Here is a 23,417-nt window from a genome sequence, read left to right as displayed (position 1 = left end):
GCCATCCGATCGAACGATTCGTGAAAGCTCTAGACTTTCGTTAGTTTCTAACAAAGGTGAGTTTATCACTCGGGATAATGTGTATAAAAGCCCAACGTCATCATTAACGATAACAGGCACATTTGCTATGGTTAATGGAACATCGCTTAAAGTGAAGGTGGAGCAGTTGAATCTTGCTCAGACTGGAGCTGTCCAAGAATGGAAAGTTGATGAAACACGTACAACTACGACTGCAATAACTGACAATGGTAACAATCGTTTTACAGCAAATAGTGTAGGTTTGTTTTCCGGATTTAACAAAGTTACATTTATCGGGACACAAGGACAGAGTACCGTGGAAAGCTCAGACACATTCTATGTTTTGTATGATCCTGCCCCATTCATTGAAAATTTCACTCTTTTCACAGATCCTTCAGCTGAGGGAGGTAGTGTAGCTTACAATTTAAATGAAGGTACAGAGACTGTAGTTGACACAGAACGGGTAGATTTTCAAGGTAATGTAAAGAATGCAACTCAAGTTATCGTGTCTGTTAATGGTAAGGACGACATTGATACACCTGTACGGCCAGATGGAAGCTTTTTTGCGGCACAAATGAAATTGTTGCCAGGAAAAAATATATTGAAGTTCAAAATTGTAAGTGAAGCAAATCAGATCGAAACAGAGCGTGTGGTTTATTATTTTGATAAAACTAAGCCGTTCGTTCAACTTAATGTAAATATCGGTAGTGAGACGAAATCGGTATTGAGCAGAAGCGAACCGGCAACGTTCACAGATCCAGATAAGACAACTGCAACATTATCTGGTGAAGTATTGATTCCGTATGAGGAAGGTAGTAATAATTTTGCTACAGATGGAAAAGTAACAATACAACCTGGAGGAAAAACAACCTTTGACGATTATGATGTTACGGTAACTGAAGAGAAACTAATTACAGGTCCCGACGGGAAATCTGTGAAATACAGAATGGTTAAGTTTCAAGGGGTTCCAACCTATGATTTAACACCTGATGGTTCCATAATAGCGAAAAATCAAATCCTTAAAGTTAACGTAACCCAAGGAACATTCAGTGCAGAATATGCAGCGAATTACGTATATTCATCGGATGCACAGGATATTACTAACATTTACTACCTACCTAATTACAAGGGTGGAGTTATCGACTCCAAGGTTCCAATTAACGGAACAATGTTGCAGGATGATGAAGTATTTATATTAGTTGAGTCCAGCAGACCAATCACAAAGACGCTAAAAGCTGTATATCTGCCTTCAGGGGCTAATGAGCTTGATATTACAGAATATACTGGCACTCCGGCTGCTAGTGGCTTAGAGTCCAATCAAAAAGTATACGTTATTAAGAAGCTTGCGAGCGGTAAACAACAGATCCGCTTCTCATTTGGAACGAATGTTTCACCAGAACTCTCAAAAGTTGTTGAGCTGACTTATGCTACAATCAGTTCGATCTATGTAGAGAGCCTACAGAATGGTAGAACATATACATTTGACTCATCTAAAGGCACACAAAACCTGACTCTTAAAGGGGAACTACTTGGTTTTAAGTCCTTGACTGATCTCAAGGCTGAGTTGATTGTAAATGGTCAATTAAAGGCAACGACAGATGTAAGTATGGTGAAAGATCCAGTTCTTGCTTTCCCTAAAACTAAAGACTTCAACTTCAGTCTACCGATTCAGAGAAATGGTCCTATCTATTATGGAGAGAACACTATCGAAATACGGGCTATTGAAGAAGATGCGGGTGGGCTACCGAGAACGATATCCACGATTTTGAAAATTAATGTAGTGGATACGAATAATTCAACGATTTCTACATTCATGCCTACATTGATTCCTAAAGACTCCAGAAGTGTTTTTGATAAAAACACAGTATCGACATATTCGGAAGATGAACTGACTAAAATCTTTGCCGTCACTCCAGACTTTGTGCTCAAAGATAACAAATACGTAACAAGTGAAAAAGAATATGATTTGGTATTCCGAGGTAGTGGTGCACAGAACATTAATGTGACATCTGGATCAAAAGTGATCTTCAGCAAAACCGTTAATACAACACCGGTTCTGGATATCATCAACAGTGGATCAGTTGGAGGAGAAACAACTGGCTCTGACTTTGCGGGTAATGAAGATCAGTTTATTGCGAGGATTCGCGGTTTGAAGTTCGATGCACCGGGAACCCAAGTTTATACACTCGAATTAATTAATAGTACAGGTGCCCGCTCTACACAGAGAATCGAGATTGTCCGTGAACCTGCGTCCTATCGAATTGTTGCACCTCAGCCAACAGTAGGTAATCAAATTGTCGTAAATAAAAACTTTATCCGGTTCGATATCGAGGCAGAGGGAGCAACGGAGGTTCTTATTGGTAAAGAAGCAGCGGTTAAACGGCCTGACTATAACAATCGTTTCATACTGGATTATGTGGGATTGAAGGCCGACAAAGAAAACAAAATCAAGATTAGCATTACGCGTGCTGGTGGGACTACGAATGATACGGTAACTGTGTATTACACCAGTGCGGTTACAACAGATTCGCAGTATATGGCTCCTAAAGTAGCCAATAAATACACGGTGTTCAATAAAGAATTAACGTTGTCCTTCCCTAAAGGGACGGTTCTTCAGTCGGAGAACTCGATAGGAATCACGAAATTTTATCCTAACAACAAACTTTTGTTTGGTATTGCAGAACCAGCAAAAGGTATTGTAGAGCGAATTAATGATTATGGAAATTCAATCGGCGTTGATTCGGATGAAAGAGGTACCAATGTTCAAAAAACACCAATACAAGTGTCTCCAACGATTTCTGGTAATTTCGCATCTACTTTAAGTACAGGTGATTTTGCACTGATTTCGGATATCTACTGGATCAATGGTGGCTTAGGAGAGCTAGGTAACAAAAGCGACAATGGATACAAACCTGGTACAAACGGTCTAGCTCCTTATAGCGTAGAAGGGACATTTACTAATTATGCTGCAGAACGTATCCTGACACCTTCACAGCGGGGAACATTAACTCTGAATTATGATCCATCTATTGTAGATGATGTAGGATCTACAATTACGGTTTACAAATACTCAGATAAAACAAATCCAGGTAACTGGGTATCCATTGGTGGTAAAGTAGATACGAAGAAGCATACGATTACTGTACCGTTTAATGAGTTTGGTTATTACAAAGTCATGAAGCAGAGCAGAAGTTATTCGGATATCACGAATCATCCATGGGCAAGAAATGTACTAAATGCGATGTATTCCAAAGGGCTGATGAAGCCGTTGAAGAGTAATTCATTCGGTGCAGATGATCAAACAACACGTGGGGAATTCGCAACATTGTTGGTTAAGGGAATGGATATTCCATTGATAAATCCAACCAAACAAACGTTCAGTGACGTAGGGAAAGGCACTGGAGCTGAGATTTGGAGCTATGAAGCCATTGAGACAGCAGCGCGTGTGGGGATTGTACAAGGACGCAGTGATGGATTCTTCCAGCCACAATTACCAGTTTCCAGAGAAGAAGCGGCTGTTATGATTGCACGTGCAATGAACGCGAAACTTGCGGCCAATGATAGCAAGTTATCTTCAGCGCTAGGTAAGTCGTTCCTGGATTCATCTTCAATTGAGTATTATGCTCGTCCAGCTGTACAAGCAGTGACAAAAGCGAAGATCATGGAAGGAAGCCCTGTGACTGTTCCAGGGGCTAAGAAACCTTCGTATCAATTCAATCCAAAGGGGAACATGACTCGCGCAGAAGCAGCGAAGATTGCTGTGGAATTGCTCAAAAAGAGCACAGGATTATTCCCTAAAACTTTGAGTTAATTCATTTGATACATGGAATCAATTTAGGAAGGACCTGTCCCTTACTCTAAAGGGGCAGGTCCTTTTCATGGCTGTCAATGAATTGACATAGAGTACTTTTATAATAGAAGAAACAGAATTTTTACCAATAACTATTTTTGTAATTTGCTAGAGTTTAAGATACAATAACGGTAAATACACAATGATCTAGAGGGTGAAGTTAGCTAATGAAACCGATTTATTCGAAAGCCCAGCTGGGCTACATGAAGGCAAAGACACAGTTTGAGAAGCAGGCAGTCATTCTGGAGAAGAAGTTGGAAGATACACGCAAGACTCAGGAGATCTCTCAGGAAGTTATGGAAGGGCTTGTACAGTCCACTGGCTTCCATGATGCGTATAACAATCTGGTTCTGGCTGAGAATGAGTTGATTGAATGGTCTCACACGACGATGAAGCATGAGAAAACGTACCGTGAGAACAGACAACCAATTGACGATATGTATCTGAGATTGAACAGTGATCCAAATATGCGTGCTCAGATTATTGAACTCGCGATGAAGATTAAATAACTTATATTTCCAGAACTGCACCAAAAGCATCCCAAAAGGGGTGCTTTTTTATTTTATTTTTTGTGAATTTTGTCGCTTCATAGGTTGAAGTTGCGGGTATAAATAAACGTTGGTAGCACAGACAAACCAGAGATCACAATTCCAAATTCACTGGTGTATCAATGGTTTGAAAAGGTTTTGATTGGCTTCAATACCCGCACTGTACCTATACATAAAAAAAATCAAAACTTTTTTTGTGCAATCCGCAACTTTTTGAAATCTACTGCGTTTAAAGTGTAGAGTCGAAAACATTGGGCCTGTTACCAAGAATGACCTCGTGAAGAATCTTGTCTATTTTTTAGAAAAAATTGCTTTACGGCACGAGAGACCCATTGTATAATACGTAAGGTAGGATTAGGAAACTACTCTATTTACGTGTGATTCTGTTTTACAAACTAGTTTACAAGTTTCTGTGATATGCTCACAGACATCATTTATATTAACTTGCTCACAACTCTGGAAAGGGGGTGCAACAATATATGAGGAATACGAGCGACCCTATTAAAAAAGAAAATTCAAATGTTATGAACGCCCAAGGAGGAGAAAAAAAGGTTATGAAGAAAATTTTATCCGTAGCATTGTCTACAGCAATGGCATTCTCAATGTTTGCATCTGTAGCATTCGGTGACACAGCAGTTTCCCCGCAACAACAGTTTGATGCATTGAAAGCAAAAGGTATCTTCAACGGTTATCCGGATGGTACAGCAGGTCTTGACAAAGACATGACTCGCGCTGAGTTTGCAAAAGTTATCACTAAATTGCTGGGTCTGAAAGAGATCACTGGAACTCTTTCTTACACTGACAAAAACTACACAGCTAAAAACTGGGCTGTACCTTACATCGAAGCAGTAACTGCTGCTGGTATCATGGAAGGTAAAAACGTTGAGAAGAAAATCTTCGACTTCAACGGTAAAGTGACTGTGTCCGAGATGGCTACAATCCTGACTCGTGCATTGGATCTTGAAATCCCAGCTGAAACAAACAACACTGCTCCAGCTTGGGCTAAAGGTTATGTTCAAGCAGCAATCAACGCTGGTTTGGTTGATGCGAACACTAACTTCACAGCTAACGCTTCCCGTGAATTGCTTGTAGGCGCTGCTTACGCAATTGACGAAGCACAAAGCTTGAAAGTATCTTCTTACACAGTAACTGAGGGTGGAAAAGTTGTTGAATTCAAAATCAGCGACGGCGAAACTGTAAAAGTTACTTTGGATAAAGCTCTTGAAGCTAACAAAGAAACTGAAGTGAAATTTACTTACAAAGAAAAATCTTTCACTGAAAAAGTTACTTATGTTGTAGAAGCTGCAACAAAAGTACAATCCGCTTCTTCTGTTAACTTGAAAGAAGTTGACGTTGCTTTTGATGGTAAAGTAGATAAAGCTACTGCAACTGACAAAAACAACTACTCTGTGGATAGCAATTCCAAAGGAATCAAATCCATCACTTTGTTGGCTGACGGTAAAACAGCTCGCCTGTTGTTGAACGAATCCAGCAAATTCACGCAAGGAACAACTTACAAAGTAGTTGTTAAAAACGTGAAATCTTCTACAGGTACTGTATTGCCACAAGGTGAAGTTTCCTTCACATCTGCTGACAATGTACTGCCTACAGTAACAGAAGTTAAAGCTTTGGGAACTAAAGTTATCAAAGTAACTTTCTCTGAGCCAATCGTTGCTCCTACAAGCAGCAACTTCCAATTGGATGACAAAGCGTTTGTTGGATCTGTAACTCCAGGTGCTAACCAACGTGAAGTGATCCTGCGTGATTACACAGGAACAATCTCCGAAGGTGCACACAAATTGACAACTTCTTTGGTTGAAGACTTCGCTGGTTTGAAATCTTTGGCAGCGACTACTGATTTCACTGTAGCTGTTGACACTGAAGGTCCTAAAGTGACTGAAATCTCCGCTACTTTGGAAAAAGTAACTGTAACTTTCGATGAAGAGATCGATCCAGCTTCTGTAACTAACGACAGCTTCTACTGGAAGAATGGTGATAGCAAAAAGACTGGTACTGTAACACAAATTGCTTCCAATGTATACGAAGTTCAATTCTCTTCTGCTAATCGTTTGCCAGGATATGAGTCCACTTTGTTCGTAGAAGTGAAAGACTACTCCGGTAACGTTAACGCTGTGAAAGAACACAAAATCAACGCTACAGTTGACTTGGTTCGTCCACAAGTGGTTGAAACAACTTTCGGTGATCGTACAAACACATTGACTGTACGTTTTGACAAAGCAGTAAACGCAACTGATAAAAAATACTTCACTGTTAAAAAAGGTGATGTAGTAATTCCTGTGAGCAGTGTAGTCGCAGTGGACTCTTCAAATAAAATCTTCGATGTTAAATTCTTTAACACACTTGCTACTGGAACTTACAACTTGAAAGTGGCAGATATTGAGGATCTAACTGCATTGAGAAACACTCTGGTAGAGTACAATGGTACTTTCGTAGCAAGTGATGTTACAAATCCAGAAATCACTTCCACAGATTACAATGAAGTTTCACGCAAACTCACATTGAATTTTGGACGTGAAATGGATCTGGCAACACTGGGTACTAAATCTAACTACTATATCAATTTTGCAAAAACAGGTGCAAATGCACAAAATATTGCAATTCCAAGTGAAGTTACTGTTAACCCAGTAAACGGTGGTAAATCCGTGGTTCTTCAATTCCCAGAAACGATTGATGGAACTAAGGTGACATTTGGACCATCTGGTTCTGTGTCAGCTGTATGGACTACAGGTTTGAAATCTAAAACTGGTCAAGTTGTATCTCTCTCTAGCAGTGGTTTGAAATCTGCTACAGACAATCAACTTAAATTCACTGGTGCAGTACAAAAAGATGCTAAAACTTTTGAATTGAAATTCAATCAAGTAGTAGCTAATGCTAATATCAGTGACTTCCAAATCAACGGTGTTTACCCAACATCCGTTAGCATCGATGATACAAAAGTTACACTGAAAACTGCTGATGCAGTTAATGGTGGATTTATCACATTGTTTGCGAATAACTCTCTTGAGACTTATTCAAATGGTAGAAGTAACTTGACAAGCAATGTTAATATGCCAGTGAGCAATACTGTTGCTCCTCGTGTTACTTCTGTTGATAGTGTTCGTCCTGCAAGCACTGGAACGCCTGCAACTCAAACGTTTGAGATTGCTTTCAACAGCCAACTTGGTGTAGTTACTGGCGCAGTGGCAACAGATATTGCTAACGATATCGTTATTAAAGATCTGTCAACTGACGATATTCCAGCTTTGACACCAAATGCTGATTATTCTGTTAATATTAAAACTGGTACAGAAAATGTGCTTCAAGTGGTTCTGAAAAAGGATTCTGTTCTTAACAAGCCAATCTCTGTTCAAGTTAAAGATGCTAAATACCTTGCAGCAAAAGGAACTGGAACTGGAACAGACACTAGTGGAGCAGCTGTTAAAGTTGCTAACTCTGATGTCTACAATGTTACAGCTCCATCAAGCGCAACTTCCGCTACAGCTGTAACTGCAACTCAAGTTACACCTTACAAAGCAGCAGTAAAATCTACTGTTGATACTAATGGTGTTAAACTGACTTCAGTTCTTGGTGGAACTGCAGGAAATGCTTTCACTGTTAGCTTTGTACAAGGCGGTGCAACTGGTGGTGTAACTGCTGTTAAAACTGGCAATGCCATCTTAGTAACTGTTGCTCAAGATGTTGCAAATGCTGATGCTGTTCAAGCTATCAAAGCTGCAATCAACACAACTCTGACTGATGTAACTGCTGATGCAGGTACTACACAATATGTTGCTCCAACAGTAACTGCTTCTACACCTGTAAACCTTGCTGATGGTGCGGCTGCAATTGATGGTAAAATTAAATTGACAATCAATGGCAGTGCGTTCAATACTTCAACTGCGGTTACAGAAGCTGAATTGGCACCTAAAGTAACTATCGGTTCTAAAACTTATAATGTATCCGTTACTAGTGACTTTAGTGCAACAAATAACAGCCCTGTAGTTATGTTTGCAGTAGAAACGGGATCTGACACCATCACTGGTGGTTCAGCAGCTGTAGTTTCTGTGACTGATAAAGCTGGTAAAGTTCACACAATCAACACTGTCATCAATAACTAATCTTCACAAAGTAAAACCAGAGAACCTAGTTCTCTGGTTTTTTTGTGTTATTAGGTTGTTATAAGAAATGAATTATAAAGTGAAATTACTAAATACACATTAAATAAGAGAAGCTTATGAAGCTGATGTGATAGTAAATTATGAATATGATTTTAATATGACTAGGGTCAAATTGGACTTAAAGGTAACAAGATCTAGTTATACAGACGAGTACGGAGCACAAGTGAAGATACGCTAAAACCAACAATATCGTAACTTTCTTTCCCTCTCAAACGTTTATACTATAAAGCAACAAGCAACTTATGGGAGGTTTGGAAATGGATAATAAAAATGCCGTGACGACTTTGTTGGCAAGCATGTTGTTGATCAGTTCAAGTGGAGTTATCGAAGCAGCTGCGAATACGAATAGCGTATTGGACGATTCATTACATAGTTGTACAACCTTGAGGATATCTGAGAACATAGCAAGAACCTATTCTGTGAGTAAGATCGCATCAAAGAATAAACCAAATGCAGAAAATGTTAACGTCGATGCATTAGAAGTAAATCTCCAAATTGGAACGAAAATTCCCCAAATTAATAAGCAGATAGAAATACCATTTACACAAGCATTGGATACAGTTAATCAAGAACAATATGCATATGACCTAGTGATCAGACAACTTGGAAAAACAAATACACCAACGTTGATTCCAATGATCGACTACACTACAGTTGTTGAAGGAAAGAGAATTATTGTATCTTTCTTAGTAGATTATACAGATGAATATGCTGTACAAGTTAGAGATTCTCTATTTATTCGCGCAAATGGCAACGCAGCATCACAGTCAGAGACGTACATTACAACACGAAACACACATGTGAATACAGAGCTCCCGAAGGTTAGCCTTGAAGTTGGAACAAAAATTCCCCAAATCAACAAACAGATCGAAATACCATTTACACAAGACCTTGATACAACTAATCAAGAACTATATGCAAATGACTTGATTATCAGGAAACTGTCCCAATTGAACGTTCCTATATTAATTCCAATGATCGATTACACCACAGTAGTTGAGGGCAATAGTATTATTGTCACTTTTCTAGCAGATTACACGGATGAATATGCGGTTCAAGTTAAGGATTCTAGTTTCATTCGTGCCAATGGAATCCCAGCTTCACAGTCAGAAGTCTTCACAACAACTAGAAATGTTCAGGTAATAGAGTAATAAAAAAGCAACTATTGCTTTGTAATAAATCCAACAACATCGTAACTTTCTTTCCTTCCCAAACGTTTATACTATAAAGCAACAAGCAACTTATGGGAGGTTTGGAAGTGGATCATAAAAAGGTCATAACGACTTTGATAACTAGTATGTTATTCATCAGTTCAAGTGGAGGCTTAGTAGCTGCAGCAAGTACACCAGCTAACTCAGGTAAACCTGCTACAAATAACAGCGCAACAACAAAGAAGCAACAGACAACAACCACGAATAAAGTCGTACATACCCTGGCTAAGGTACCTGCGGTCAAAGTAACTGCACGTAGTACCGTGAAGTTAACAGACGTCAATATCTTGTCGCAAGACGACGGAAATACGGTGACGTATACACTGACGTATAAAAATAATGACAGCACACCAATGATGATGCTCGATTATTGGAGCAAAGTGAAAACAAAAGGTGGAACAAGCTTCTCTCCGAAACTGATCGCCAAGGATCAAGAGAAGAAGACAGTATCACCTGGTTCCACGGTGGATCTCACATATGTTATGAAGGTTGGACGTGAAGTGAAATTAAGTGATCTGAACTTCCTGATTGTAAAATGGGATTTCAGTAAACCAAATTATGAAAGCACGTTGGGGAAATTCAATGTTCCTGCTTCATATAGCATCACTACACCTGTAGGCAAAACGAAGACGGTTCGTTTGAGTGATTCAGCCGTCAAGGTTAAAGTCTCTGGTATTAAAGTTTATCCGGGTGAAAATAAAAAGCAATACGTCAAAGTTGGCGTAAACCTGAATAATATCAGTTACAAGCTGTTGGATAATCCAAACATCAAGTGGATTCTACGTACACCAGGTGGTACGAATTATCCATTGACCCCGGATAAGGATAGTACAGGTGTCAGCATTCAGGCACAGGCCAACAAAACGTTAAATTTAATGGCTTCATTGCCTACAGCGTTGAAACTGGAAAAGTCTGAATTACTTCTTGTGGAAGAACAAGGTGAAGAGAAGACAGCTCTGCCAGTTGCTGCACTACAGCTGCCCGAAGCTAGTCAAACTAATGTAAACGTAGCAGCCAATCAACCGAATATCATCTCGATTGATGGACAACCTGTATCGACTCTTTTGGAATCTGCTCGTGTCCGTGGTGAGGACGAAGAGTTTGATCTAACGATGCAGTGGGTCATTAAGAACCAAGGGAAAAAAGAAGTTAAGGTTCCCAAATACGCATTAGAGATCCGTACAGAAGATGGTACTTCCTATCCGATCGAGACGAAGGCACTGGATGATCTGAAGTTGAAGCCAGGTGCGACTAAAACGATCAAACTGAGCTCTACGATTCAAGGGAATGGGGATACCAGCAAAATCAAATTATATGCGATGACACCTACAACCAAAGATGAGAGCAAAGAAGGGGAAACGTCTGGTGGAGGCACGAGTGGCTTTGAGTTCTCCTATCCTATTGGCATCTATGCTATTCCTGAATCCGTAACAAGTGGAGATGGACTTACGACAGAAACAGTAATTAAGAATAGTAAAGGTACATTCGGTGTATCTGTAGGCTCCTTGCAACGGCTCCCATGGACAGACAGTGATATTATTGCTGCCAAGGTCACCATCCGTAATGCATCGACCAAAACGGTTCAATTGCCTGAGCTGGAAGCAATGTTTACAATCGATTCCGCACGCATTGATGGAGATACGAAGCTGATTCGTGCAGAAGGCGGCAAATTACTAGGTTCTGGCATGGTCACCGAAGCTTATCTCTTGACGAAGATTCCATCTGAACTCAATATGAGCCGTCTGGAATTAACTTTGCAGGAGAAAGTAAGTGAAGAAGAAAAGAACGATTGGATTACTCTTAGTACGTCCGGTTTAATTCAGCCCCTCTCTTATGTAGGCGAAGGGAAAACCTATACTCAAGGAACTGCAGATAAAGAAACGGAGCTGGGCATACGCAGAACATATGTGTATCCGGGATCTTCGTCCGATATTGTATACACTGAATTCGAGATGACGAATAAGTCTCTGCGTCAGAGTGGCCTTGCGAAGTTGGTAGGATACTACAAAACAGCAGATGGTCAATACTACAAAGCAACAGCTAAGCAGGCAAACCGTGTACCGGGACCAGGTCAGAAGAGTATCGTTACGTTCTGGGCCAAAGTGCCGAAGAGTGTGAAAACATTATCTGATATGCGTCTGATTGTAGGTGAAGGGGTTGCTGACAACAAATTTGTCACCGGTGAAGGTGATGCAACGGCTTATGTTAATGCCATGTCATTTGAAGTACAGCCAAAATCATTATCTGTTCTATCTTCTCTGAATGATATCGACTTGTATCCTTTCAAATTCTCGGGCAGCAATATTAAAGCTTACCTTACAGGTGGAACGGCAGTACAGATCGAGATGATCTACTCCTTAACACAGGAGGAAGCTGTGGATAGTGGAGAGTACGGACACAAGCTGATTTTATCTATAACTGATGGGTCAGGAAAAGTGTTTGATAAAGAGCTCACACCAGGAACTGATCTGAAGACAGGTATTAATCAGACGCTGAACTGGAGTATTGATGATACGGTATTTGATAAAATACGTGGTGGATCATATCGCGTAGCCTTGTATGATGTTTTCGAAGGTCAACGAATTCGTCTTGCAGAACAAGGCTATAGTTACGATGTATCCAAACTGCCTAAAGAAGAACCGATCATCCCGGAGTTCCCGGAAGAGGGTTCTAATAATCCCAATAATAATCGGTAATTTGTACGCAAATTAAGATATTTTAAAGCTAAGACCTCGCTTCCACATCTACGGAAGCGAGGTTTTGCTTGTCGCATGTCTATTTTTTCTCTATAGTTAAAGTTAATAGATTACCAGAGGAGGAAAATGATTCACATGAAACCTTATATGAAAGTATCCCTCGCTGCGCTCGCCATTGGTGTTGGCGTCTGGGTTGGGTCGGTATACAGTAATACAGCCATCGGTGCAGGTACAAGCCAACCAGGAACAGCAGATGATCCGGTTGTAACAAAGAGTTATGTAGATCAGCAGATCCAACAGGCTTTGGGCGGTAAGATCCCGACTGGAGGAGGAAGTACCAATACGGGAACAGACAGCAATGCAGGAAATGGTAACAACACTGGCTCTACAGGAACCGGGAACTCCGGTAGCACAGGTGGAGATACATCACTTCCTCCACTGGTCTCAGGCGCTTCTGAAGCCGTTGAGATCGTAACCGTGAAGCCGGGTCAACAGCTGATCGGTAAGTCTGGCGCGGAGTTCATTGTACGTAGCGGCAAAGCTGTGATCGTCAGTGAAGGTACGAATGGCGTAGCTGATCTGACGGACGGGATTGATCTGACGAATGGACAGGCAGCGCCGACCAATCACCTGCTCTCTTTTCCAAGGGATGGACGGGGGATCACGGTATTGGAAGGAAACAAATACAGCTTAACTGTAATGGTTCGTGGTGGATATACTCTGAAATAGGATTTGTAGCTGTTAAAGGAATTATTCATTAGTCTTACATTTCATTTGCTCAGATTACCCAGTTCTAACAAACATTAATACGGCTAGCCAACCTTGTTCCTGCTCACTCTATAACTGTTGACAATCAATTAATGGAGGTGCAGGAATCATGGCTAGAAGCAATCGTAAAGTGGTACCCGAAAGTCGTCAAATGCTGGATCAGATGAAGTATGAGATTGCTGCAGAGTTTGGTCTCAATGTAGGTTATGGTGGTAGAGGTTTAGCTGGTGCGGATACAGAATTTGGATCTGAACTGGGTGAAGTAAGTGATCACTCCTATGGGCAATACAAAGGGTGGGGACATCTAACTTCCCGCGAGAATGGATCGGTTGGTGGAGAGATCACGAAAAGGCTAATTCGCCAGGCAGAACAGCACTTATAGGGCATTTTCCTTACCCCATTTCGTTTGACACGTCTTGACAAATACGTTAAGATGGCACTTGAGGTATGCAACCTTTTCCACTAGGGAAAGGTTGATTTTCGTTTGAGGCAATTACCTGAAAAATCCTTATCTTCGGTACTGCGGACTCTGCGTCCTTATTCCATTTTGGAAAGCTTCGAGGGTACAGTGAACGAATCGCTGTCATGTTTTGTTCGGGCAATCGCCATACTACTAGTTATGGGAGGTTGAAACTTCATGTCTGTTAAAGGCCGGCATCTATTTACATCGGAGTCTGTAACCGAAGGACATCCGGATAAAATCTGCGATCAGATCTCAGACGCCGTATTGGACGCATTTCTTGCAAACGACCCCAATGCTCGCGTAGCTTGCGAAGTTTCCGTAGCCACAGGCTTAGTGCTTGTCATCGGTGAAATCAGTTCAGCTTCTGAATACGTGGACATTCCGTCCATCGTTCGTAATACAATTAAGGATATTGGCTACACACGTGCCAAGTTCGGTTTTGATTATAACACTTGTGCAGTTCTGACTTCTCTGAATGAGCAGTCCGCTGATATTGCCCAAGGCGTTAACGCAGCGCTTGAGAACCGTGACCCGGAACAAGTTGCTCGTGAAACAGAAAACATTGGTGCAGGTGACCAAGGTTTGATGTTCGGTTTTGCAACGAACGAAACACCTGAACTCATGCCTTTGCCAATCGCACTGTCCCACCGTATCGCGCGTCGTCTGGCGGAAGTGCGTAAGAACGGTACATTGGAATATCTTCGTCCGGATGGTAAAACGCAAGTAACGATTGAATACGACGGTGACAAACCGGTACGTGTGGATACAATCGTTGTGTCTACTCAGCACGCTGAAGAGACTACGCTGGAGCAGATCCAAAAAGATATCAAAGAACATGTAATCTTGCCTGTCGTTCCAGCTGGATTGCTGGATGAGCAGACTAAATATTTCATCAACCCAACAGGACGTTTCGTCATTGGCGGACCTCAGGGAGATGCAGGCCTTACTGGACGTAAAATCATCGTAGATACCTACGGCGGTTATGCACGTCACGGCGGTGGTGCGTTCTCTGGTAAAGATCCAACAAAAGTAGACCGCTCCGCAGCATATGCGGCACGTTACGTAGCGAAAAACCTTGTAGCTGCAGGTCTTGCAGACAAAGTTGAAATCCAGCTCGCTTACGCGATTGGTGTAGCCAACCCGGTATCGATCAACGTGGATACATACGGAACTGGCAAAGTCAGCGAAGAGAAATTGGTTGAGCTTGTGCGTAACAACTTTGATCTTCGTCCGGCTGGCATCATTCGTATGCTAGATCTGCGTCGCCCAATCTACAAACAAACCGCTGCTTACGGTCACTTCGGCCGTACAGACCTGGATGTACCTTGGGAGCAAGTGGACAAAGTAGACCTTTTGAAATCTCAAGCAGGTTTGTAAGTTAGATTCAAAAGTAATGAAGCCCTTGATTCCGTTAAAGGAATTAAGGGCTTTTTTGTGCTTCCATCGATTTCACTGCTTGTCATAGACAAAGGAAAAATTATGGAATAAATCCCCAAATAACTAAATGAAATCCCTTCTCTAACCGAAATACATAATGAGGTCTGTACATCAGACAGGAGAAGAAATGCAGATAAGGGGGAAGATCAGTGAAATTGAAGAGAATTGCAAGAAAAGGCATGCTCGGAATCTTAATTGTTATGCTGACGGCTCAAGGATGGCTTACGGGTTGGAGTGGAGTCGAGCAGGAAGCATATGCTGCACACGCATTAAGTGCAAATGGAATAACGAATACTGTTCCTGCGGTGAAAGGAACGAATGTCGATAGTTCAGTACCATTCGTTATTGATTTTGATAAACCTGTTCAGAAGGCAACTGGTACACAAAGTTCAATCTTGATTAAGCGTTTGGATGACAATACAACGATGGGTTCGGTGCTGGTATCCAGTGACCAAGTTGTGGTTGATCCCACACCACCGATTACAGACCCTACGACACCCGATGCTGGGGACAACACACCTGTACCAGCTACTGGCCTACGAGTGACGATTACACTGGGCAAGACTCTACCGGGAGCAACATACTACGTAGAGATAGATAATAAATCATTTGTTTACGCGGACAATACTGCATTTCCGGGACTGACTAACAAAGAGTGGACCTTCAGTGCTCTGGGGCTAGGCTCAACTTCTCTTGTGAGTAGAGTTCCTGATAACGCAGCAATGGTATCCCTTTCAACTAAGGTAGTGATGACGTTCGATAAGCCTGTAACCGCAGGTAGAGGGAATCTCATTATTTATCAGGGAAGAGTTGGTGGTACTGTATTTGAGCAGATTCCAGTAAACGCAGGAGCACCTCGAATTACAGGTTTTGGAACCAATACGATTACGATCGTTCCCACGAATAACTGGAACAACAACACTACATATTACATCGTAATGCCAGAAGGTTATTTGCGGGATAGCAATGAGAATGATATCAGTGCAATTAATGGGAATGTTTGGGGATTCAATATCATATCCGATCCGACGTCCCTCATGGTATCTACTGTATCTCCCGCAAACGGTACTACCAATGCACCTTTGACGGGAAATTTAACAGTTACGTTCAACAAAGAACTTGATCCGAATTACATTCAGAATGTAACGCTCAAAAAATCAAATGGAGCAACCGTTGCATCCAAGACAGCCATTAATAGTGCAAACAATAGACAATTGCTGATTACACCTGCGAACGCATTGGACAGCAACACGAATTATGTGGTAGACATCCCAGCCAATACGTTTCGTGATAAAGCAGGAAATACATTCACAGGCCTTAATGGGTCTACATCATGGGCCTTTAAAACATTAAGTGCAGATACAACTGCACCTGTGTTGAAGAATGCTAAGATGCATAGCAATAACACCATTCGCCTGACTTATGATGAGTGGCTGTACAGCACTAATTCGCTGAGTAGTACTTATGCTGTAACTGTAAATGGTGAAAAGAGGAATGTCAGTTCCACTTATATCTCAGGTGACAGTGTATATGTTGTCTTGGATACGGGTGTAGCGGTAGGACAGGTTGTGCGGATCGCATATGCACCCGGTACTACAGGTAATCGTCTTACAGATCAGTCTTCCAACGCTGCGGCTGCTTTTGGCGCAAGAGATGTGGAGAACGGTTTAGACTCTGTCATGTCCAAGCCGCGAGAAGGTAACGTGTATTACAGTACAATGACGTTGTACTATCCTGAGACGGTATATATCACTTCAAGTGATGCAGCAAGACAATTCAGTGTAACTGCGGATCAGTCGGCTGTAGGCATCAATAGCATATCAATCAATGGCAGCTCTGTGGTTACATTGAATCTTAGTCGGTCGATTACGGATGGTGAAGTCGTTCGGGTTGCATACACGCCAGGTTCATGGCCCGTAAAAGATACACGTGGACAGGCTCTTGCTGGATTCAGCGGCTTCTATGTCCGCAATTCAATTGATACCAAACCACCTGAGTTTAAGAGTGCTGAGGTGAGTGGTAACAAGTTATGGATGCGTTACAATGAACCACTGAACACGACGAATAAACCGCTCAACAGCCAATATTCTGTTCTGGTCGATGGTAAGCCAGTCTTCGTTAATGATTCTGAGATCGAAAATGATCTGGTTACGTTAACGCTGGCTTCAGCGGTGAGGGATACACAAAATATATCTCTATCATATGTACCTGGAGCATTGCGATTAACGGATCTGAACAATAACCCAGCAGGATATCTCAATCTGACTCCAGTAACGTACACATATGGAAATGGCAAAATCCTGTCGGCTACGCTTCAGGGAGACACGGTTCAAATTAATTTCCGTGATTCAATCCAGTCCCAGACTGCACTAACAGCATCTCAGTTCAGTGTAGTGATTGGTAATTCAAACACAACTGTATTGTCTGCTTCAGCTTCTGGCTCTGTGGTGACGTTGAAAGTGGATACTTCAGCAGTAACATCGACAGCTACTCAGACGGGAACGGTGAGTTATGTACCTGGGGCAGTGCCGTTACGGGATGCGTCGAATGTCACGATAACAGCATTTGGTCCACTTACGTTACAACAGACGAATAATAGTTCGAACAATAATCAGTCGGGAAACCGTCCTTCCTGGTTGTCGGAATTGGATGCAGCGAGCTATGGTCAGTCTTTACTTGTGATGAATAATACTACGGCTTCTGCTGTGTCTGCGATGTCCCACTATAATCGGCCGACTCGTCAATTCAACGTGGATGCAACCAAGTTGATTCAGTCCTTTGAATACGCTGGAGCAAACGGGAAATTGACTCAGCCGGTGATATTTGAGATTCCGGACAGTGAATCGGCTGCGTATGTTGGATTCCCATTGAATGCACTGACTCAGATTGCTGCAAGTTATCGCACAGGCACTATTGGTGTGAAATATGGCGATCTTCTCTGGACGGTGCCACTGTCTAATTTAGATATGGCGGCTATGAGTCGGAGTGTAGGAACGTCAAACACAAGTACAACGACAGGAGCAGCGGTTCCATCCTTATACGTTCAGTTAGAGACGGTACCTGTGTCTTCATCGGGGACGATGGAAGGCTTGATTGCAGGTGCAGGAGCACAGAAGCTTGGCAACTATACGGACGTATATTTGTATGCCGGTAATGGAACAAGCGATCAACGTGTAGATCAGAATGTCAAAAGCCAACTGGCTATGCAATTGGCTGCCAATACCCCGAGTGTAACATCTGGATTTACGTATATTGATCCAGTTACATTTAGGTTATCCAATGTACCTAGTTCCTTTAAAAATACGACAGGTGGTGTAGTTGTTCAAGGACAGCTGAATGGCAATCAGTCGGTAGTCCCTGTTAACAACATCGTTAGTTATCCGGATACGGCGTCACACTGGGCTAGTGAGGTCATTAAGGAGCTCTCTGCCAAATGGATAATTAACACACCGGGTGGTTCCTTCTACCGACCGAATGAGAACATTACACGTGCGGAATTTGCTGAATTGGTCGCTAGAGGTCTAGGACTGAATGGAGAACCTACTGCAGCAAGTCGTTTCCAGGACGTTCGTAGCGGTAGTGTGACAAGTGCCTATATCGGTGCTGCTGCTGAAGCGGGAATCATTACAGGAAATACCGATGGTACCTTTAAGCCGGATCGTCCCATTACGCGTGAGCAGATGGCACTTATGATGGTACGTGCGATGAACTACGGTGGGAAAACAGTCTCTCTTCAATCTTCGGCTGCTACCACTCTATCCAAGTTCAAGGACAGCAACAAAATCCAGTCCAAGGATTCTGTTGCCAAAGCGGTGCAGGAGGGAATCATTCAAGGCATGACAGCCAGAACATTTGAACCTCAGGGAAATGCAACTCGTGCACAGGCAGCAGTGATGTTGAAGCGGGTTTTGGACAAATTAGGATATCTATAATAGTAATTAGCTCTTTATCTTAGTGAAGCGAAATCGATCAGGGGAATAAGTTCAACTGGTTGGTTTCGCTTCTTTATATTATAAAGTCATAAATTTCATGGATAGAGGGTGTAAATTTGCTTAAAAAAATGCTAGTTTTTGTCCTCGTTCTGGGGTTAATATCTATACCATCACTGGCGTATGCTCAAGATAATAAAGAATCCATACAACTGTACGTAAATGAAAAGCCAACAAATATTAAACTGATGACAAAATCAGGAACGGTGTATGTTCCGTTTCGAGAGTTTATTCAACTAATGGGGTACCAAGCGGATTACTCAGTGGTAGATCGAGAGATCTCAGTTAAGATCGGGAAATCAAAATTTATCTTTCTACCGGACGATGGTTACATTAGTGGATCGGGAGATTACTACGAATTACAAAGGCCAGGTATTCAGATTGATGGAAAATTCTTTTTACCTATCCGTTATGCCGCCTGGTTAACCAAGCATGCGGTTAAGTATGATAAAAAGTCGAATACGGCGTGGATGGTGCAGTATGGGTATGGTCAAGAGAAAGAGATACTTGATTTGATAACAACATATGATAGAGCTTTCACTGTAGAACTACTAGCTTCAGATCATATGCAGAGATCTTATTTGACGGATAGTAAGATAGCACCCCAAGTGAGCGAAATCCCTGATCGAATCTACAATGTCGATATCACAAGCATTACATATGAATCTGCGAACCAGGCATTATTGTACGTTACTTATATTCATAATAATCAGGTAATGGACGACCAGCATGAGATCGTATTCAGAATTAAGAAAGAAAATAATATGTGGAAAATACTTCAGGATCGATATCTTTCCAGTAATACTACGCTTCCAGAAGATATCGATAAATCTGTACATACGATAAAAGAGAATTTTAATGAGAAGCAACAAAATGTCCTATCTGACCTCAGGCAATATTATAGAGCGTTTAATCAGAAAGACTTTGATTTAACGTATAAATACACTTCGCCATTTGATATTGAACGAATGAACGCAAATGCAGTTGATGAATGGAGAACATGGGAGCACATTACAAGAGCTTCCTTTGAGTATGGAGACACTACGTATCATATGTCTAATGAACGAGTCGTGTTTCTTGGGGAGAACCAAGCTGTTGTTCATGCAACCTTGGAATGGAGCTACATCTCAGAGAACATAGAGCAGAACCATTCTATATATGAGTCGCTGATCTACCTCGATTACGCCAATGGGCACTGGAATTATAGTTATGATCATGACATTAGTGAGAACGAAGAGGACCCCAATCGAATGTTACCCGAAATTCATTTCCCAGAGTTAAATTGAAAATATAACGAATATCAGTATACAGATAAATTCCCATGTATGAGTAGCTAATTGCATACATGGGTTTCTTTTTGCCAAGAATCCCCTCAAAGTTAGCTGGGGGCGTAACTTTTTTCACAAAAAGTAGTCTATTAATAGAAGAGTATACTAGAGATCTCGCTATCGGCTGCCTACTTGGCAGTGTTCGTGATGTCTAAGATTGATATACAAGATGGGAGAGACGTTTCAGACATGCTGGGGAAACATGAGAAACAGCTGGAAGACGTTAAGGGCAGTAAGGTGAAGAAATGGGCGATTGTGACGCTGGCGGGTGTGATCTGGATTGCACCGGTGATGAGCGCAGGCGGGCAGATGTGGTCAGGCACTTCGTGGCAATCGGTGGCCGCTGCAGCATCTACGAATACAAGCAAGTTGAGTGAAGAAATTCTGACTTCGGGTGCGAAGCTCATGAAATACAGATATACAACAACACGTTCCGGTTCCAAGGTCAACGTACTGGCGGATGTAGTCCAGGTGGATCTGCAGAACCCGTATGTGAAGCTGGATGTAATGACAGGCAAGGGCGGTAATCTGAACAGTAAACAGAGCACAGGTGCCATGGCCAAGGAAAATGGTGCAGTAGCTGCTGTAAATGGCGATTACTTCAATGTATCCGGGGAACTCTCGCCAATTGGTGGACAGGTCTCCGATGGCGTGCTGGTCTCCACACCTTCCGAACTGTCAGGCATGTATGCCCTCACGGTGACCAAGGATGGCAAACCGATGATCGATGAGTATTCTTTTGACGGAACAGTGAAGGCACAGGATGGTTCAACCTTTGCTTTGCGTGGGATAAATAAAGAGGATTATACGGTAGAGTCGGGTGCGGTGAAGTATAGTCATGCCAACTCGATGTATATTTATACACCGGCATGGACATCAAGCAAACGACCAAATGATCCTTCCACAACGCCAACAGAGGTTCTCGTGCAGAACGGAGTAATCACCCAAATCTCGGATAAAAAAGCGCTAAACATGACGGTGCCGAAGGATGGGTACATTTTGCGTGCACATGGAACAGCGGCGACATGGATCATGAGCCATCTATCCGTTGGCCAAACCTTGGATGCGGATTACAAGTTAAAAGCCAAAACAACCGGGCAATCGGTTGATCCTAGTAACCTGGAGATGATGATTGGCGGTCATACCATTTTGGTGAACGGTGGAAAGGCAGCTTCCTTTTCCCGTGATATCGCATCTTCCGGCATTGGTGGCATTCGTGCCAGAACGGCAGTAGGATACTCCCAGGATGGTCGGTATGTCTACATCATCGCAGCGGAGAAAAACAGTAACAGCAGCGGGATGTCGCTGACGGAACTGCAATCCTTTATGACCAGTGTGGGTGTCTGGAAAGGCATGAACCTGGATGGAGGCGGCTCCACAACAATGGTAACACGTCCGCTAGGTGAGCAAACCGCTGGTCTGACGTTCAACACAGAGTATGGCACCGAGCAACGTCAGGTTGTAAACACGCTAGGTGTGTTCTCTACGGCTCCTGTAGGTAAACTGAAGGGCTTTGCCGTGAGTGGTAGCCAAACGTTGCTGGTGGGTCAAGAGGGCAAGTACACAGCCAAAGGATATGACACCTACTACAACCCGATCGCAACAGGCGATATCAGCATGTCCTGGAAGTCCAGCAACAACAGCATCGTGAGTGTCAGCAACGGTACAATCAAAGGCGTGAAGCCAGGCACAGCAACGCTGACGGCAACGAGCAATGGAGCTTCATCCTCGATTAAAGTATCGGTATTGGGTGGAAGTGAATTGGCTTCCCTGACAGCAGGATCGGGCCTCGGTTCGCTCCAAGCAGGCACAACGATGTCCATTCCTGTAACGGCAACAACGAAGAGTGGACAAAGTGTTACGGTTCCGGCAGACTCGCTGACATGGGAATTTATCGGGTTCAAAGGTAAAGTTACTGCTGACCAATTAACGGTATCTTCCGTTAATTCTGGTGCACAAGTAGGATATGCGATTGGTCGTTATGATGGTTACAGCACAGTCGTAGTACTCTCGGCTTCTGCAAGTGAAACGATCTGGGAGAACTTCGAGAACGTGAATTATCCGATTAACTTCACAACGAACGCAGCGGGTGTAACTGGTACGGCAACAGTCACAGCAGGAACTGGTGAAAAAGCCGGCTCCAATGTACTGCAACTCGGTTATGATATGACTGCTGGAACAGGCAAAATGTACGCTTATGCACAACTGAATGGCTCTACCGGTAGAGAGGTGTCTGCTGCAGCTACATCGATGTCGATGGATGTTATGGGAGATAAAAGCCTGAACTGGTTACGTGCCGAATTTACGGATGCCAATGGCAAAACGGTATATGCCGATCTCGCCAAGGCAATTGACTGGAACGGGTGGAAGAAGCTGAGTGTGGACCTGAACGGACTGAACATCTCCTATCCGGCGAAGCTGAAGCGGGTCTATGTGGTGAACGTGGAGGAAGGTCAGGATGAGCGTGCGAAATCAGGTACGGTTGCTTTTGACAACATCGCATTCACGATGCCTTCCAAGTCCAGTGAAGTCGGATTGCCTACGGGTACAGCTTCGCTTGTGCTTGGACAGAAATCGATGACGGTGAACGGAACGAAAAAAGTGATTGATGCAGCACCGGTCCTGAAAAATGGTACCACGTATGTGCCAATCAAACATGTTTTGGACGCTTTTGGTGGTCAGGCGAGTTGGGATAGCAAAAATCAGCGGATCACGGTATTACGTGGTGGCAAGCTGATTGATCTGGTTGTAGGGCAGAAAGAATTCATTCTGAATGGTAAAAGACAGAGCGCAACTGTTGCACCATACGTAACGAGTGGTAGGACTTTAGTCCCACTCAGACTCGTTTCCGAGCAACTTGGTCTGACTGTAAAATGGGAACAGAAAACGAAGACCGTTACCATCTCATCGTGATATGGTATGATATATACC

11 protein-coding genes are annotated in these 23,417 nt (G+C 42.6%); all 11 read left to right on the top strand.

Going from position 1 to position 23,417, the window contains the following annotated elements; all coding sequences use genetic code 11:
• Window positions 1–166 precede the first annotated feature (166 nt).
• The 11 genes from MKY01_RS28910 to MKY01_RS28860 all read left to right on the top strand — a co-directional run bounded on the left by MKY01_RS28910 (window position 167) and on the right by MKY01_RS28860 (window position 23,399).
• Complete coding sequence (locus MKY01_RS28910; protein ID WP_339284471.1) at window positions 167–3,829, top strand: S-layer homology domain-containing protein; 3,663 nt, start codon at window positions 167–169, stop codon at window positions 3,827–3,829.
• A gap of 206 nt (window positions 3,830–4,035) precedes the next feature.
• The gene (locus MKY01_RS28905) at window positions 4,036–4,377 is read left to right on the top strand and encodes a hypothetical protein (RefSeq protein ID WP_036612519.1); all 342 of its coding nucleotides are present in this window, start codon (window positions 4,036–4,038) and stop codon (window positions 4,375–4,377) included.
• A 518-nt stretch (window positions 4,378–4,895) separates the two neighbouring features.
• Entirely contained in the window at window positions 4,896–8,534 is a 3,639-nt protein-coding gene (locus MKY01_RS28900; protein WP_339284469.1) for an S-layer homology domain-containing protein, read from the top strand.
• A 317-nt stretch (window positions 8,535–8,851) separates the two neighbouring features.
• Window positions 8,852–9,745: a hypothetical protein gene (locus tag MKY01_RS28895; RefSeq protein WP_339284467.1), complete on the top strand. Its 894-nt coding sequence runs from the start codon at window positions 8,852–8,854 to the stop codon at window positions 9,743–9,745.
• A gap of 107 nt (window positions 9,746–9,852) precedes the next feature.
• Window positions 9,853–12,501 (top strand): hypothetical protein, encoded by a 2,649-nt coding sequence (locus MKY01_RS28890; RefSeq protein ID WP_339284465.1) that lies wholly within the window; start codon window positions 9,853–9,855, stop codon window positions 12,499–12,501.
• Between the two features lie 135 nt (window positions 12,502–12,636).
• Complete coding sequence (locus MKY01_RS28885) at window positions 12,637–13,230, top strand: hypothetical protein (protein WP_036667757.1); 594 nt, start codon at window positions 12,637–12,639, stop codon at window positions 13,228–13,230.
• A 148-nt stretch (window positions 13,231–13,378) separates the two neighbouring features.
• On the top strand, window positions 13,379–13,651 hold the full coding sequence (locus MKY01_RS28880) for an alpha/beta-type small acid-soluble spore protein (RefSeq protein WP_017691962.1): 273 nt from the start codon (window positions 13,379–13,381) through the stop codon (window positions 13,649–13,651).
• Between the two features lie 255 nt (window positions 13,652–13,906).
• Window positions 13,907–15,109 (top strand): methionine adenosyltransferase, encoded by a 1,203-nt coding sequence (gene metK, locus MKY01_RS28875; RefSeq protein ID WP_339284462.1) that lies wholly within the window; start codon window positions 13,907–13,909, stop codon window positions 15,107–15,109.
• A gap of 209 nt (window positions 15,110–15,318) precedes the next feature.
• Window positions 15,319–19,101 (top strand): SwmB domain-containing protein, encoded by a 3,783-nt coding sequence (locus MKY01_RS28870; protein ID WP_339284460.1) that lies wholly within the window; start codon window positions 15,319–15,321, stop codon window positions 19,099–19,101.
• 116 nt (window positions 19,102–19,217) lie between these two features.
• Window positions 19,218–20,444 (top strand): stalk domain-containing protein, encoded by a 1,227-nt coding sequence (locus MKY01_RS28865; RefSeq protein ID WP_339284458.1) that lies wholly within the window; start codon window positions 19,218–19,220, stop codon window positions 20,442–20,444.
• A 231-nt stretch (window positions 20,445–20,675) separates the two neighbouring features.
• Entirely contained in the window at window positions 20,676–23,399 is a 2,724-nt protein-coding gene (locus MKY01_RS28860; protein ID WP_339284456.1) for a stalk domain-containing protein, read from the top strand.
• The last annotated feature ends 18 nt before the right edge of the window (window positions 23,400–23,417 follow it).

This window comes from Paenibacillus sp. FSL R5-0486, from assembly GCF_037975155.1.
In the GTDB taxonomy this organism is placed as follows: Bacteria; Bacillota; Bacilli; order Paenibacillales; family Paenibacillaceae; genus Paenibacillus; species Paenibacillus amylolyticus.
This window is presented reverse-complemented; position numbering and strand designations above follow the sequence as displayed.

What these genes read in the sequence shown, in the direction of transcription:
- MKY01_RS28905 (WP_036612519.1), top strand. Translation starts at nt 4,036, where the DNA reads ATGAAACCGATTTATTCGAAAGCCCAGCTGGGCTACATGAAGGCAAAG.
- MKY01_RS28880 (WP_017691962.1), top strand. Translation starts at nt 13,379, where the DNA reads ATGGCTAGAAGCAATCGTAAAGTGGTACCCGAAAGTCGTCAAATGCTG.
- MKY01_RS28860 (WP_339284456.1), top strand. Translation starts at nt 20,676, where the DNA reads ATGCTGGGGAAACATGAGAAACAGCTGGAAGACGTTAAGGGCAGTAAG.
- metK (WP_339284462.1), top strand. Translation starts at nt 13,907, where the DNA reads ATGTCTGTTAAAGGCCGGCATCTATTTACATCGGAGTCTGTAACCGAA.
- MKY01_RS28885 (WP_036667757.1), top strand. Translation starts at nt 12,637, where the DNA reads ATGAAACCTTATATGAAAGTATCCCTCGCTGCGCTCGCCATTGGTGTT.
- MKY01_RS28895 (WP_339284467.1), top strand. Translation starts at nt 8,852, where the DNA reads ATGGATAATAAAAATGCCGTGACGACTTTGTTGGCAAGCATGTTGTTG.
- MKY01_RS28900 (WP_339284469.1), top strand. Translation starts at nt 4,896, where the DNA reads ATGAGGAATACGAGCGACCCTATTAAAAAAGAAAATTCAAATGTTATG.